Source organism: Novosphingobium olei, from assembly GCF_012927405.1.
In the GTDB taxonomy this organism is placed as follows: Bacteria; Pseudomonadota; Alphaproteobacteria; order Sphingomonadales; family Sphingomonadaceae; genus Novosphingobium; species Novosphingobium olei.
Window position 1 is genome coordinate 17,249 of sequence record NZ_JABBGM010000019.1, and the last position, 12,830, is coordinate 30,078.

The window sequence follows — 12,830 nt, forward strand, 5'->3', positions numbered from 1 at the left end:
GTGGGAATTAATTCGTTTTAGACGATGGAACTCTAGCGAAAATCCCTTCTGTTACGGGAGAGTTAGCAACAGCCGTTCTGGCGTCCTGAGCATGAGTTAGCGCGATGAGAGCGCGCGTAGGTTTCGCGCCAAGTTTTTCGGCCCTTCCCTTGGTCGTGGATAGGTTTTACGATAGATCCGCGGCACCGAAAATATGGCGACGAAATGGGATGCGGTCCGATCCAAATTTAGATTCCACGCGGTGAAAAGCGTGCTGTTTAACGAATCCGCCGATTGTCCGCGACGGCTGTTCGACATTCTCGCGTGGATTGCTATGGCGCTTTTGTGCTCCATTGCGCCAGACTGTATGGCAGGACCAGTCAGCGTCACCGCCACGAGCGAGTTGCGCTTTGGTCAATTCGCTGTGGTCTCTGCGGGCTCGCGGACAGTATCCGCAAGCGGCATCGTCACAGACAACGGAGTGTTCCCTCTTCGCGGCGGCGTGACCAGTCCAGCTACCTTTTCTGTTGCGTTTACGCGGCCGCCTCTCTCTTTGCAGTCGACAACTCTCCTTCAGTTACAGTTGAGCAGCGGACCGATCATTGCTAACGGAATGGTGACAGCAAAAATATCGCAGTTCGACACTGATCTGCCCGGCGGCGGTTCGTTCTCGCCAGGATCACTCGTCAGCGTCACCCTGCCCCCGTGCTTGAGCGCTCAATGCACACAGAATTTTAAAGTGGGAGGCAGACTCGAGATCACGCGCTCCAATGGGGGCGCGAGTTTGCGGATCCCCGTGGTGGCGACCGTTACCATCGTATCGGCCTTCTGATGGGTGTCCTGCAGTTCCTGCTTTCTGCAGCGGGTGCGGTCTCGTTTATGCATGCGGCGGACGCGCAGACTAGCAGCGTTGCAACAGGCACGTCATCTGCCGACGTGGTACAACCGTTAATGGTCACTAAGGTTGGCGATTTGCAGTTCGGCGCGGTTGTGTCCGGGGAACGGGAAGGGGCCGTCACGGTGAACTGGGACGGCCAGACCAGTTATCGTGGAGGGACCCAAATGCCATGTCCTGGTGCGCCCTGTGGAAAACCTAGTCCTGCGCTTTTTACAATACGTGGCGCACCCGGGGCAAGTTACTCGATCGAATTGCCCTCGTATGTGCTCGCTATTGGCCGAAGCCCAGCAGGAGTTGCCCTTCCCCCCCTCCTTGCCACTGGCCTGATTGCCAAGGCCGAAAGCAGGTCAGGTGCAGGCAATTCCGGCCAGCTCGACGAGCAGGGTTATGACAGGATCCAGATCGGGGGCACTTTGATTTTACCTGCCAGGGCTGCAGCTGGGACCTATAGCGCCGACATTCTTGTTGCTGTCAGCTATCTGTAGCCAAATCTGCCAAATGGTCCGCGAGTAAGAGCACGAGAATTTTCCTAAACCTTCGCTTGCTAAACGTCCGCGTTATCAATTCGTTGGGCGCTCCAAAAAAGTAAACAATATCTAAACTCCAGGATACGGTTTCTCACTTAACCAGCCTTTTACCAATTCCTGACATCTCCATTGCGTCGGACGCTGGTCCGGCCGGGTACATCCAGTTGCACATCGGTGATCTCTTATCCGTGTGCGTGGAAGGGGTTGGAATATGAGGAAGACTATTCTGAGCGCAGTAGCGTTGGTGCTGCCGTTTGGCGCGGCACAAGCGGCGCCGGCTAACACCTCGAGTGCAAGCGGTTCCGCAACGGCCACAGTTGTGGCACCAATCGTCCTGACGCATACGACGTCAGCAGCGCTTAACTTTGGCAAGTTCACGTCTGGCACAACTAGTGGCACTATCGCTGTCAGCGCCGCCGGCGCTGCAACGGCTTCAGGGGATGTAACCCTTTTGCCTGGATCGGCGAGTTCAGCTGATAGTTTCGCAGTTGCCGGTGAAGCAGGCCGGGCATTTTCTATTGCCACCACGAATGGTTCTGTGACCAATGGTGCGGCGAGCATGACGTTCACTACGTCGCCTTCGTCTGTGAGCGGCACTCTTGGCAGCGGAGGGACAGCAACCTTCACTGTAGGCGGCACGCTGTCGGTTCCCGCCTCGGCCACTGCCGGAAGCTACTCCGGCTCGTACAGCGCAACGGTAACCTACAACTGACGGTTTGAAGCGTCCCGGGTTTTCTGGAGGCTATGCAGTTTGACTCATGCAGCCATATCGAGGGCATCACAGGCTGCATAGTAGTTAGCTTCGGCCTCGGCGGGCGGGATGTAGCCGAGGGGACCAAAAAGGCGATGGTTGTTGTACCAATCGACCCAGCTCAGTGTCGCCATTTCCACTGCCGATACGCTTGGCCAGGACCGCTGACGCCAGATGACCTCGGCCTTGTAAAGGCCATTGATCGTCTCGGCCAAAGCATTGTCGTAACTGTCGCCGACGCTGCCGACCGAGGGCACGAGGTTGGCCTCCGCCAGACGCTGGGTGTAGTTCATGGCGAGGTATTGAACACCCCTGTCGCTGTGGTGGATCAAGCCGTCATCCGGGCCGGGTCTGCGTGCATGGATCGCCTGCTCCAAAGCATCCAGGACGAACCCGGCCGTCGCTGACGTGCTGACCTTCCAGCCCACGATGCGCCGAGCATAGGCATCGATCACGAAGGCCACGTAAACGAACCCTGCCCAGGTGTGGACATAGGTGAAATCGACTACCCATAGGGCGTTCGGCCGATCCACACGAAACTCCCGATTGACCTTGTCGAGCGGGCATGGCGCCTTGGGATTGCTGACGGTCGTGATCGTCTTCTTCCCTCGGCGAATGCCGGCCAGCCGCATGGTGCGCATCAGTCGTTCGACCGTGCACTTGGCGACATCAAAGCCTTCGCGCCGCAATTGGTGCCAGACCTTACGCGAGCCGTAGAGCCCGAAGCTGGCCTCGTGGACACGCCGGATCTGCTCACACATGCCGTCATCCCGGCGCGCACGGGCAGAACGCCTTGCCGGATCGGCAAGACGTGCGGCATGTTCGTGATAGGAGGACGGGGCGATTGCCAGTTCGCGGCAGATCGGCTCGATACCCAGGTCCTCGCGATGGACGTCGACGAACGCCATCATCATCTCTCGCGGCGGTCGAGCTCCGCCATTGCAAAATATGCCGACGCCTTGCGCAGGATCTCGTTGGCTCGACGAAGTTCCTTGACCTCGCGCTCCAGAAGCTTGAGCCGGGCCTTGTCATCAACGCCCTGCGCCGCTGGTGCCGCCCGTCGGCCTGCCTCCGTGCGGCACCAGCGGCGCAGCGTCTCGGTCGTGCAGCCGATCTTCGAGGCGATCGAACTCATCGCCTCCCATTCCGAGCCGTAATCAGCGCGGTGCTCGCCAACCATCCGCACCGCTCGGTCACGGACCTCAGGCGAAAATCTGTTTCCCATCTTGCTCATACCGGATGCTCCTTCTCACAGTTCGGAGCCTCCGGAAAACCCGGGACGCTTCAGGTGCTGCTGTGTTCAAAAATGACGCTGGACGCCAATGGCTTGTGACTCCTGGTTTGCAGGCTAGCATTGACGGCTTCTCAGGTCGTTTGGATCTTGGTTTCGCTAGCACCGGAGGGCGCGCACTAGTTGCCGCGATGGCTGGGCGGGTCGGGGCCTTCAATTGGACCCTCCTGCACGGTGAGTATGCCAATGGCTTCATCGATGAGCAAAGATCGCTCAACCAAAAACCTTTGCGCCGAACAACTGACATTCAGGTCGCCGGGTTAATCTCAACAAGCGGGCAGCATGTCGGGTCGGCGATCCCGATTGCGGGATCTTTCCGGCGTCTGGAATTTGCTGATGGGTCCAAGGAGACCGACTCTAACCTCAGGGCATCCTATCTCACGAGAGGCTTGCTGCTTTCCAATGCACTCACATACCAATCATCTACTCAGCGTCAGGGGTCAAGCATCGCAAAGCTTGCCGGCACCTTCGATCTGGCCACTGTAACGGCCGGACAGACCCAGGCCCGCGCAGCACTAGACTATCGCATTGCTCCTGCCTTTCGCGCTGAAACGGCTCAACTCGAGGTATCGCAAGCGCTTGGTCGCGATACCATGATGCGCGCAGCCCTGACCCGAAGCTTTATCAGCCGGACCACCCAGCTTGGATTTTCAATAGCCCGCAGCGTTGGGCCGCTCGCGGTATCGCTTGATGCTACAAAGCTCATCGCACGTCCGGCATTTTCATTCACACTAAGGATGGGCATGAGTTTCGGGCTGAATACCTTTTCGGGACGCCTCTTTGCTGCCAAACCGGGCATCGCCGAGAGCGGAGCTGCTGCCCTGCGCGCATTCATTGACGCGAACGGGAATCATTACTTGGACGAGGGCGAGCAACGGGTCGCTGGGTTAAATTTTACGAGTGCCTCGGACACAGTCGTAACCGACCAGAACGGCTTGGCCTTTCTCACAGGTCTGGGCGATGGGGTCCACAACGCCATAAGGCTAGATCTCGACAGCTTGCCGGACATCGATCTTGCGCCCGATTCTCCCGGCATTGAGTTCACCCCACGAGCAGGCCATGTTGATAAGTTCGACTTTCCTCTGATACGACTTGCCGAGGTAAGTGGTGGCGTCGTGCTTGAAGGCAGCAGCCGACCTCTGAGCGGCATTCAGGTCATCATCGTCAGCGCTAGCGGGGAAACTTTGGCACGCGACCGCACCTCTGCCGGCGGCACGTTCTTTTTTGAGCGGATTCCTCCGGGGACATATCGCATTGCGGTCGATCCCAGGCAGGCACGCCGCCTTGGCATTCATGAGCTTGGCGCCCCTTTGTCAGTCACAATTACCGGGAAATCGCGCCGCCTGCCCGAGCTCAGAATTGTCAAAGACGCATCGGAGTGATGTCGAGGAAGATTCAACCGCCACGGCAGCGGCTTAAAATAGCCCCTTTGCTGCACTGCAAATAGACCGTACTGTCAATTCGAGGCCCCAGCCATCGGCTGTGTGGCCCCATCAGAGGTCGTAAACCTTTTCGGGGCTATGCATGAGGGGCAAACTCAGGTGGAAATCGATGCCCGCAGTATCAGTGGTTGTACCCTGCTTTAACGCCGCACAGTTTCTGCCATCATCGCTTGGATCGCTTGAAAACCAGAGTTTCCAAGACTGGGAATGTCTTCTGGTGGACGATTGCTCTACCGACGCGACGGCAAAGGTCCTGGAGGATTTTGCGAGCAAGGACTCGCGGTTCAAGCCGATTTTTTTGCCTCAAAATGGTGGCGCGTCCGCGGCGCGAAATGCGGGTCTCGACCATGCCCAAGGTGAGTTGATCACCCTCCTTGATGCCGACGACGCGTACGCGCCAGATCGACTAGCACGACTTGTTGAACTGCAGCGCACAACGGCTGCGGATCTTGTTTTCGACAACCAGGCGATTGCAGACTTCCCTGATACCACCCAGGTCGACACCGCTTTCCACTGGCTAAAGGAGGATGTTCAGCCTTTCTCGGGTGAGATGTTTTTCACAGAAAGTGCGATTTTCGGCCGGTCCATCAATCCGGGGTATATGAAGCCTTTGTTTCGCGCAAATTTTATTCGAAGCCACAATATGCGCTACGACCTCAGCTTTCGAAGCGGACAAGATTATCTCTTCTACGCCGATGCCTTTGCTAACAACCCCATTTGCTTTGCGACAAACTATTGCGGATACATCTATCGACGGCGCGCAGGCTCCCTCAGTCGATCTGGAGGGACACATCTGCGCAATCATGCCAAACTTTCTGACGGGATCATAAAACGGCACGGCGCCAAGTTGTCGCCTGCTTCGATACAAGCGCTGCAGATACGTGAGCGTTATTTTTTGCGCGGAGCGGAATTGCACGATTTGCGGGTGATGCTGGACCAACGCCAATTTCTCGCGGCCTTAGGTCATCTGCTGGGTCACCCCGGCATCCTCCATGCTGGCCTCTCTGCTGTCCGCCGCAAATTTCTTATGGGCAGGTAGAGAGACAGTGGCACTAGGACGGGCAGCCTTTCTAAATTCAATCTATATGCTTATCGGAAACGGTGGGCAGATGATCGCCTCGTTGGGGGTGTTCCTATACCTCGCTCGGGTACTGTCTCCTGCCGACTTCGGCGCTATGGGCGTGGCTGCGGCAATCGTCGACTTACTGACGGTCTTTGCTCGATTCGGACAAGTTGAGGCGCTGTTGCAGCGAGGAGCAGACGATCAGGCAATCCGCTCAACGGCATTCTGGGGCCTGACAGCGATTGGCCTGTGCTGCCTTGTTGTCATTGCCGCTCTCGCAAAGCCGCTTGCCGCCTTCACTACCACCGGGGTTGTCGCTCCAGTAATGATTGTCCTTGCCGCCGTCCCATTGATTGGCAATCTTGGCCAGGTCAACGAAGCCATTATGCGATATGAGATGCGCTATCGCGGAATTGCGATCCGAAACGTAGTCGCCACTGTCGGCGGAGCCGGCGCCGCAGCTGTGTTGGCCACGCACGGTTTCGGGGTATACGCTCTTGCGGCGCAGAAGCTCGTGTTTACAATCATCTACACCCTGACGGTGTTGATTGCCCGCCCTTGGCTACCTTCGCTTCGCTACCTTTCAAGTGAGGCTCGCCGGCTTTTCTCCACAGGTCTGGACGTAACGATCAGCAACACACTGCAAATGGCTAACGGCCGAATAGTCGATCTCGCGATAGGTTTTTTCCTTGGCGTTGTCGCGCTCGGCCAAACCCGTGTGGCTTGGCGGCTATACGACTTTTCGCTTCAACTGGTTATCGCACCGCTCAGTTCAGTCTCCTACAGTTTGTTTGCCCGCGTACGCGACAAACATGACGAAATGAAGCGGTCATACTTGCAGTACGTCGAAATTATTACCTTGATTGCGGCTCCAATTTTCGTGGGTGTGAGCCTGCTGGCTCGCGATGTCATGGTTCTACTGGCGGGTCAAAAATGGGAGAGTTCAGCCGGAGTTTTAGCGGTACTCAGCCTTTCCATTCTGGCCAGTTGTGCCAGCTTAATTTTCAGCCCCGTGATGGTGGCGACAGGACAAACGAGGGTAGTTCGTCGGCAGGCGATAATCCAAACCGCAGCAAATGTCGCTTTAACTCTCATTGCTGCTCAAATAAGTGTATTGGCAGTTGTGGTAATGTATTTGCTCCGGATGTACGTTTTTGCATTAATTAATGTTCGATTGATGAATATTAGTCTTGGAGTGACTTGGCGTGAGTTTGTCTATCGCCTCAGGCCTATATTGGCAGGAATAGTCGGGCTATCTGCCGCCGGCATACTGACTCGCACGTTACTTCCTGAAACGCACGAAATCATTCGCATATTTGGCGTCGCAGCCGCAGGCGCTGCCGGATACGCTTTCATCATCTTTGCAGGTGATAAGTTGCGCCTATGGCCTGACTATGTCCAAGAGTTCACAACTGCTGCAAGAAGCATTTTGCGACGTAAGGCGCCGGTTCAGGCAGAAGCTTGCTAGTCATGGGTCGTGATAAATCTCCCAATAGCGGAGGAGCCGTACTGTGCTAAGAAGTTTGCGCGAGCGCTTCAGGCGGTCGACTGATGCATCAGCGCCCTCTATCGAAGAAGGGAAACGGATCTATGCAATCGGTGATATTCATGGGCGCTTCGATCTTTTAGAAGCCTTGCTGGGCACGATCAAAGAGGACATTGACCGAGAGCCTTTGAGTGGACAAGTTCATCTTGTATTTGTTGGCGATCTGATTGACCGCGGACCCGATTCAAAGGCGGTCGTTTCAAAGGTCCGGGAGCTGTGTCAGACCACGCCCTGCACCGCTCTGATGGGAAACCACGAGGAGATACTCGTTTCCATTCTTGAAGGTAATATCGATGCACTTGGGTTTTTTCTTCGCCTTGGTGGGTATGAGACCCTGCTGAGCTACGGAGTTGATCGATCGTTGCTCGACAACGGCTCAGACAACGAGATTTTGGCAGCGATGCGCGAGCGCATTCCCGATGATCATCAGGCCTTCCTTCGTGGAATGCCTTCAGCATATGGGAGCGGAGATTACCTGTTCGTGCACGCTGGCATTAGGCCCGGCGTTCCGCTTGATGCGCAGTCCGAAAATGATCTCCATTGGATCCGTCAAGATTTTCTCAAAAGCAAGGCCAACCATGGTAAGATAATCATCCACGGCCACACCATCTCACCTGAAATTGACGAGCGAGCCAATAGAATAGGTATTGACACAGGCGCCTATTCGACTGGGCATTTGTCAGCCATCGCACTTGAAGGCATTGCTAGATGGCACCTAACGACATGCTAAAGAGCGACATCTTATGTCGCATTACACATGCGATAAATTGTTAACCATTTTGCATTAGCCAGGCGGAGTCCATTCTAGGATGAGCCAACGGCAGACAAATTATGAACTTTGTGACGGCAATCCACTTCGCCAAAGACTCCATCGCTCAGAATCTAGGCGTGAGTCATCAAGTGCTTCATATCCACGCGGGACTTGCGATTTATATTGCTGCACAGCTTGCTCTCGGTACAAGGCGCGCCTCACTTGCAGCATTATGCGTAGTATTCGGGGCTGAATTTGCCAATGAGCTCGTCGATTTCCTATTTCACGGCCAGCTCCTTGTTTCTGACACTATTCAGGACATTGTCGCGACGGTCTTTTGGCCATTGGTCATTTATGCCGTTGGAACTGTAAGACGGAAGCAATGGCGTAGAGAGGTTGCTCGACGTCGACATTTTTCGGCAATGCTTGCCCGGCTCGCTGATGGATCCGAGCAAGTTCATCGGCCAACGTTGGGCTGATGGGAAACGTCTTTCGCTCGGATCTTCGCAATCGCTTCAGGATGTGATCGCACAAGGGGCGCAGGTACCATGTGGCCCTGCCTCCCCAGTCCGCCAGGGTGGATTGGTCGAGCTGGATGCCTTGCCGCGATTAGATGTGGGCCTGACGGTATAGCGGCAGGTGATCGGCGCATTTGGCGACCAGGACCTGCACTATCAGCGCCTCGGGGGGATGGCGCACTCGACGATCCGCGCTGGAGCGGAAGGGTCAACGATCGCGCCCTCACACGAGCGACAGACATAGCGCGGGCGGCGCGTGAGCAGCACGCGGAAGGTGGTCGGGACGACGTCGAGACGCTCGGCCACGTCCTCACCGATCTGGCGGAGCGCGCCGCCACAGCAGGCGCAGGCCTTCTCCTCGAAGTCGGTGACCTGTTCGATCCGTTCCAGGTGAGCAGATCACGAGCCGCGGTTGGCTTCAGAGGCTCGGCTTGCCTTGTTCACGGCGTGCTGAGCCTCAGCCAAGGCCGTCTCGACCTCCCCTTGGTCAAGCTCGAACTGATGGGCATAGAGCTGCTCTGTCAATCGGCGTCCAATCGGGACCCCCTATCGGCGCGCAAAAGGGCCCCCCTTGCGGTTGCGTGGATCGGTTGATGCTGGGCGCAGGTTTTGCGCTGCTGGCGGCGTAGGGAGGGCGTAGCCCGACCGGAGGCGGCAGCAGCGCAAAGGCGTTTTCTGGGGTGTCTCAGCTGCGGTGCTTGAAGCGCCAGCTGTCGTTGCCGGTCTCGACGATATCGCAATGGTGGGTGATGCGGTCGAGCAGCGCGGTGGTCATCTTGGGATCGCCGAAGACGGTTGGCCACTCGCCGAAGGCCAGGTTGGTGGTGATGATGACCGACGTCTTCTCGTAGAGCTTGCTGATGAGGTGGAACAGCAGTTGTCCGCCTGATCTGGCGAACGGCAGGTAGCCCAGTTCGTCGAGGACCACGACGTCGAGCCGGCTGAGTTGGGCGGCCATGGCGCCGGCCTTGCCGATGCGAGCCTCCTCCTCGAGCCGGGTGACGAGGTCGACCGTATTGAAGTAGCGCCCGCGGGCTCCTGCGCAGACGACGCTGGCGGTGATCGCGGTGGCCAGATGGGTCTTGCCGGTGCCCGTGCCGCCGATGAGCACGATATTGCGCCGTGCGGGCACGAACGAGCCGGCATGGAGGGAGCGGACCAGGCCCTCGTTGATCGGTGTGCCCTCGAACACGAAGGCATCGAGGTCCTTGACCACGGGCAACTTCGCCGCGGTCATGCGGTAGCGGATCGAGGCGGCATGGCGGTGCGCGGCTTCCGCCCGCAGCAGGTCGGTCAGGATCTCATGGGTCGTGCGCTTGCGCTGCAGTCCCGTGGTGACGGCTTCGTCGAACGCGCCGGCCATGCCCCTGAGGCCGAGCCCGCGCCCAGACCCGTTCTTGGGCCTCGATCATCTCATGCCGCTGCATCGAGGCCTCGCACCGTGTCGTAGCGGGGGCAGTCCGCCACTGGCGGATGGCTGAGCTTGAGGTCGACGACCACATCGAGAGGCCGGTCAGATGGTGGATCGCGGTACCGGGCCAGGATGTTGAGGATCACCTCGTCGCTGGCGGCACCGGCGTCGAGCGCCTCGCGGATCGCGGCCTCGATCGCGTCCAGACCATCGGTCAGCACGGCTGCCAGCACCCGGACGAAGCGCCGATCGGCCTCGTCGCCACTCCCCAGCTTGCGGCGCAGCCGCGCCAGTGCCGGCGGCAGGTCCCAGCCCTGGAAGGGTGCGCCGTTACGCAAGGCGCCGGGCTTGTTGGCCATAACGGGGAGATAATGCCAGGGATCGTAGATCGTCCGGTCACGGCCGAAGTGCCGGGCATGTTCGGCAACGACCTCGTGGCCGAAGCGCACGACGATCCGGTCGGCATAGGCACGAACCTGGACCGCCCGCCGCGCGGCCTTGGCCATGACGGAATAGCGGTTGCGGTCGAAGCTGATCAGGCAGGTGCCGGTCACGGCATGGGCGGTCTCGTGGAAGCCGTCGAACGGCGCCAGCATCGGCTGCAAAGATGGCCGCTCGAGATCCAGCGCCTCGGCCACGGTCAGCTCCTTCTGTTCGGGATGTGGATGCAACGAGGCCCAGCGCAGACACTCGGCCTCCAGCCATCCGTTGAGTTCCTCAATGCTGGCAAAGGCTCTCCTGAGCGCCTGCCTTGCAGGCAGTCGAAGGGCGCAGGCGGGGCTGGAAGAAGCGGCCGCGGATGGTCTGGACCTGGTTCTCGACCTGGCCCTTCTCCCATCCGGCCGCCGGCGAGCAGGCCGTGGGCTCGACCATGTAATGATCGGCCATGACCAGAAACCGGCGGTTGAACACGCGCTCCTTGCCGACGAAGACCGCGGTGACGGCCGTCTTCATGTTATGGGATGGACGCCTCCCGTCTTCCGACCAACATGTCGGTCAACAAGAAGGAGGAAGGCAATGACAATGGAGATGCTCGCGATCGATCTGGGCAAGCAGTCGTTCCACCTGCACGGGATCGACACCGATGGGGTAGTTATCTCGCGCAAGGTAAGTCGTGCCAAGCTCGAGAACGCAGTCACCGAACTTGATCCCGCGATTGTTGCTATGGAGGCTTGTGCGAGCGCCCACCACTGGGGTCGACGGTTCTCATCGGCCGGTCGCCAAGTGCGCCTGGTCAACCCAAGGTTCGTCAAGGCGTTCGTGCGCGGGTCCAAGAACGATGCCATCGACGCAGAGGCGATCTTCGATGCGGCCTCGAGGCCGACGATGCGCTTCGTCCCGGTGAAGACGACCGAGCAGCAGGATCTTCAAAGCCTGCACCGCGTGCGAGAGCGGCTGGTCGTCCAACGCACCTCGCTCATCAACCACGCCCGGGGGCTTCTCGCCGAGTACGGCGTAGTTTTACCTAAAGGCCCGTGGCGCTTTCGTCAGCAAGTCCCGGCAGCCGTGGCCGAGGCTGATTTGTCCAACCTTGCCCGCGAGTTGTTTACTGATCTGATGGATCAGCTCACCGACGTAGAAGCCCGACTTGCGAAGCTCGACGCCAAGCTCGTTAGCATCTGCCGCGAGCATGAAGCCTGTCGCCGGCTTGCAGCGTTGCCGGGCGTCGGGCCGGTTATTGCGACCGCACTTGTTGCCGCGGTAGATGACGGTCGGCATTTCCGCTCAGGCCGGGAGCTCGCCGCGTGGATCGGGTTAGTGCCAAGACAGTACACGACCGGCGGCAAGCCCAGGCTCCGCGGCATCGGACGACGCGCCAACCATTATCTGCGGCGCCAGCTTATTCATGGGGCCCGGGCGGTGATCAGCCGACTTGCTGCAAAAGACGATGGGCGATCAGTCTGGCTGAAGGGCATTGTCGCTCGAGCAGGCTTCAACAAGGCGCTCGTGGCGCTTGCCAACAAGACCGCTCGCCTGGCCTGGGTGCTGCTGGCCCGGAAGGAAGATTACCTGCCAGCGTAACGCATTGGCTGAACGGGGCTAGGTCCCCGAAGAATTGCGAGGTGGATGTTGATGGTGCAACGGCAAGGGCCGCCGCTTCGAAGCCTGATCTACGACAAGGCCATCGAGGCCGATCATGTTATGAGGCAAGAAGTAGCGGACTCCCATCAAGGCCAGGAGCGTGACCGCTCCGACCACAGGCCGGATAGATTCACGCAACCCAAGCCGGATGCAACGATCAGAACTACCTTGCGGCGGGAGGCGTCCATAGATTGTCGTAGATTCCCCGCAGCGGAACGCCGCCGAAGAAGGCGAAGCCCCGGGCATGGGCATCGAATACCATCTCCTGCGTCTCGCGGGGATAGGCCCGGACATAGACCGCCCGCGACGCGCACAGCCGCATGTGCGCCACCTTCACCCGCATCGGCTTGCCGGCGATCTCCACATCCTCGTGGCTCCAGTCGAACTGGTAGGCCTCGCCAGGCTGGAACAGCAGCGGGATGAAGGCCGGGGCGCCGTCACCCGCATCTGTCGGTGCCGGATGTATTCTCCCCAAAAGTGCCGAATGAAAATTCCCCAGTTTGAGGTCAGCGCCAATTCGCTCCGGGGTTAACCCCGGAGCGAATTGGCATCGATCTTCACATGCTACTCG

Annotated in this window: 11 protein-coding genes, 3 pseudogenes and 1 other annotated feature; of the genes and pseudogenes, 9 read left to right on the forward strand and 5 right to left on the reverse strand. The window is 58.6% G+C overall.

Annotated features, from left to right (window positions below; translation table 11 throughout):
- Positions 1–241: 241 nt before the first annotated feature.
- The 3 genes from HHL27_RS21135 (at position 242) to HHL27_RS21145 (ending at position 2,116) form a co-directional block, all read left to right on the forward strand.
- On the forward strand, positions 242–811 hold the full coding sequence (locus HHL27_RS21135; RefSeq protein ID WP_169495376.1) for a DUF4402 domain-containing protein: 570 nt from the start codon (positions 242–244) through the stop codon (positions 809–811).
- Positions 812–930: 119 nt separating this feature from the next.
- Positions 931–1,362: a DUF4402 domain-containing protein gene (locus HHL27_RS22985; RefSeq protein WP_420874091.1), complete on the forward strand. Its 432-nt coding sequence runs from the start codon at positions 931–933 to the stop codon at positions 1,360–1,362.
- Between the two features lie 253 nt (positions 1,363–1,615).
- Positions 1,616–2,116 (forward strand): DUF4402 domain-containing protein, encoded by a 501-nt coding sequence (locus tag HHL27_RS21145; RefSeq protein WP_169495378.1) that lies wholly within the window; start codon positions 1,616–1,618, stop codon positions 2,114–2,116.
- Positions 2,117–2,160: 44 nt separating this feature from the next.
- Here HHL27_RS21145 and HHL27_RS21150 read toward each other — a convergent pair.
- Positions 2,161–3,389 (reverse strand): IS3 family transposase gene (locus tag HHL27_RS21150; protein WP_169495379.1). Its coding sequence is split into 2 segments (ribosomal slippage): positions 2,161–3,101 and positions 3,101–3,389, totalling 1,230 coding nucleotides; the frame shifts between segments, so codons are not numbered across the junction.
- Positions 2,994–3,108: a sequence feature (AL1L pseudoknot), on the reverse strand. Its footprint overlaps the gene before it by 115 nt.
- A 62-nt stretch (positions 3,390–3,451) precedes the next feature.
- On the opposite strand from HHL27_RS21150, the gene HHL27_RS21155 reads away from it, so the two are divergent.
- From HHL27_RS21155 to HHL27_RS21175, 5 genes are all read left to right on the forward strand, one after another.
- A complete protein-coding gene (locus HHL27_RS21155; RefSeq protein ID WP_169495380.1) occupies positions 3,452–4,828 on the forward strand; it encodes an MSCRAMM family protein in 1,377 nt (458 codons plus the stop codon).
- 169 nt (positions 4,829–4,997) lie between these two features.
- Complete coding sequence (locus HHL27_RS21160) at positions 4,998–5,927, forward strand: glycosyltransferase family 2 protein (protein WP_206069771.1); 930 nt, start codon at positions 4,998–5,000, stop codon at positions 5,925–5,927.
- A complete protein-coding gene (locus tag HHL27_RS21165; protein ID WP_169495382.1) occupies positions 5,881–7,419 on the forward strand; it encodes an oligosaccharide flippase family protein in 1,539 nt (512 codons plus the stop codon). Before HHL27_RS21160 ends, HHL27_RS21165 begins: the two co-directional genes overlap by 47 nt.
- Positions 7,420–7,462: 43 nt before the next feature.
- Entirely contained in the window at positions 7,463–8,227 is a 765-nt protein-coding gene (locus tag HHL27_RS21170) for a metallophosphoesterase (protein WP_169495383.1), read from the forward strand.
- A 101-nt stretch (positions 8,228–8,328) separates the two neighbouring features.
- Entirely contained in the window at positions 8,329–8,727 is a 399-nt protein-coding gene (locus HHL27_RS21175; protein WP_169495365.1) for a hypothetical protein, read from the forward strand.
- A 13-nt stretch (positions 8,728–8,740) separates the two neighbouring features.
- Here the strand turns inward: HHL27_RS21175 and HHL27_RS22990 are convergent.
- The 3 genes and pseudogenes from HHL27_RS22990 to HHL27_RS21190 form a co-directional block, all read right to left on the reverse strand.
- A pseudogene (locus tag HHL27_RS22990) lies at positions 8,741–9,300 on the reverse strand (IS66 family transposase); the annotation flags it as partial.
- Positions 9,301–9,451: 151 nt separating this feature from the next.
- The gene (gene istB / locus HHL27_RS21185; RefSeq protein ID WP_169495384.1) at positions 9,452–10,129 is read right to left on the reverse strand and encodes an IS21-like element helper ATPase IstB; all 678 of its coding nucleotides are present in this window, start codon (positions 10,127–10,129) and stop codon (positions 9,452–9,454) included.
- A gap of 50 nt (positions 10,130–10,179) precedes the next feature.
- Positions 10,180–11,134: pseudogene (locus HHL27_RS21190) on the reverse strand (Mu transposase domain-containing protein); the annotation flags it as partial.
- A 66-nt stretch (positions 11,135–11,200) separates the two neighbouring features.
- On the opposite strand from HHL27_RS21190, the gene HHL27_RS21195 reads away from it, so the two are divergent.
- Positions 11,201–12,199 (forward strand): IS110 family RNA-guided transposase, encoded by a 999-nt coding sequence (locus tag HHL27_RS21195; protein ID WP_169495386.1) that lies wholly within the window; start codon positions 11,201–11,203, stop codon positions 12,197–12,199.
- A gap of 241 nt (positions 12,200–12,440) precedes the next feature.
- Here the strand turns inward: HHL27_RS21195 and HHL27_RS22995 are convergent.
- Positions 12,441–12,692 (reverse strand): annotated as a pseudogene (locus HHL27_RS22995) (IS21 family transposase); the annotation flags it as partial.
- Between the last annotated feature and the right edge of the window lie 138 nt (positions 12,693–12,830).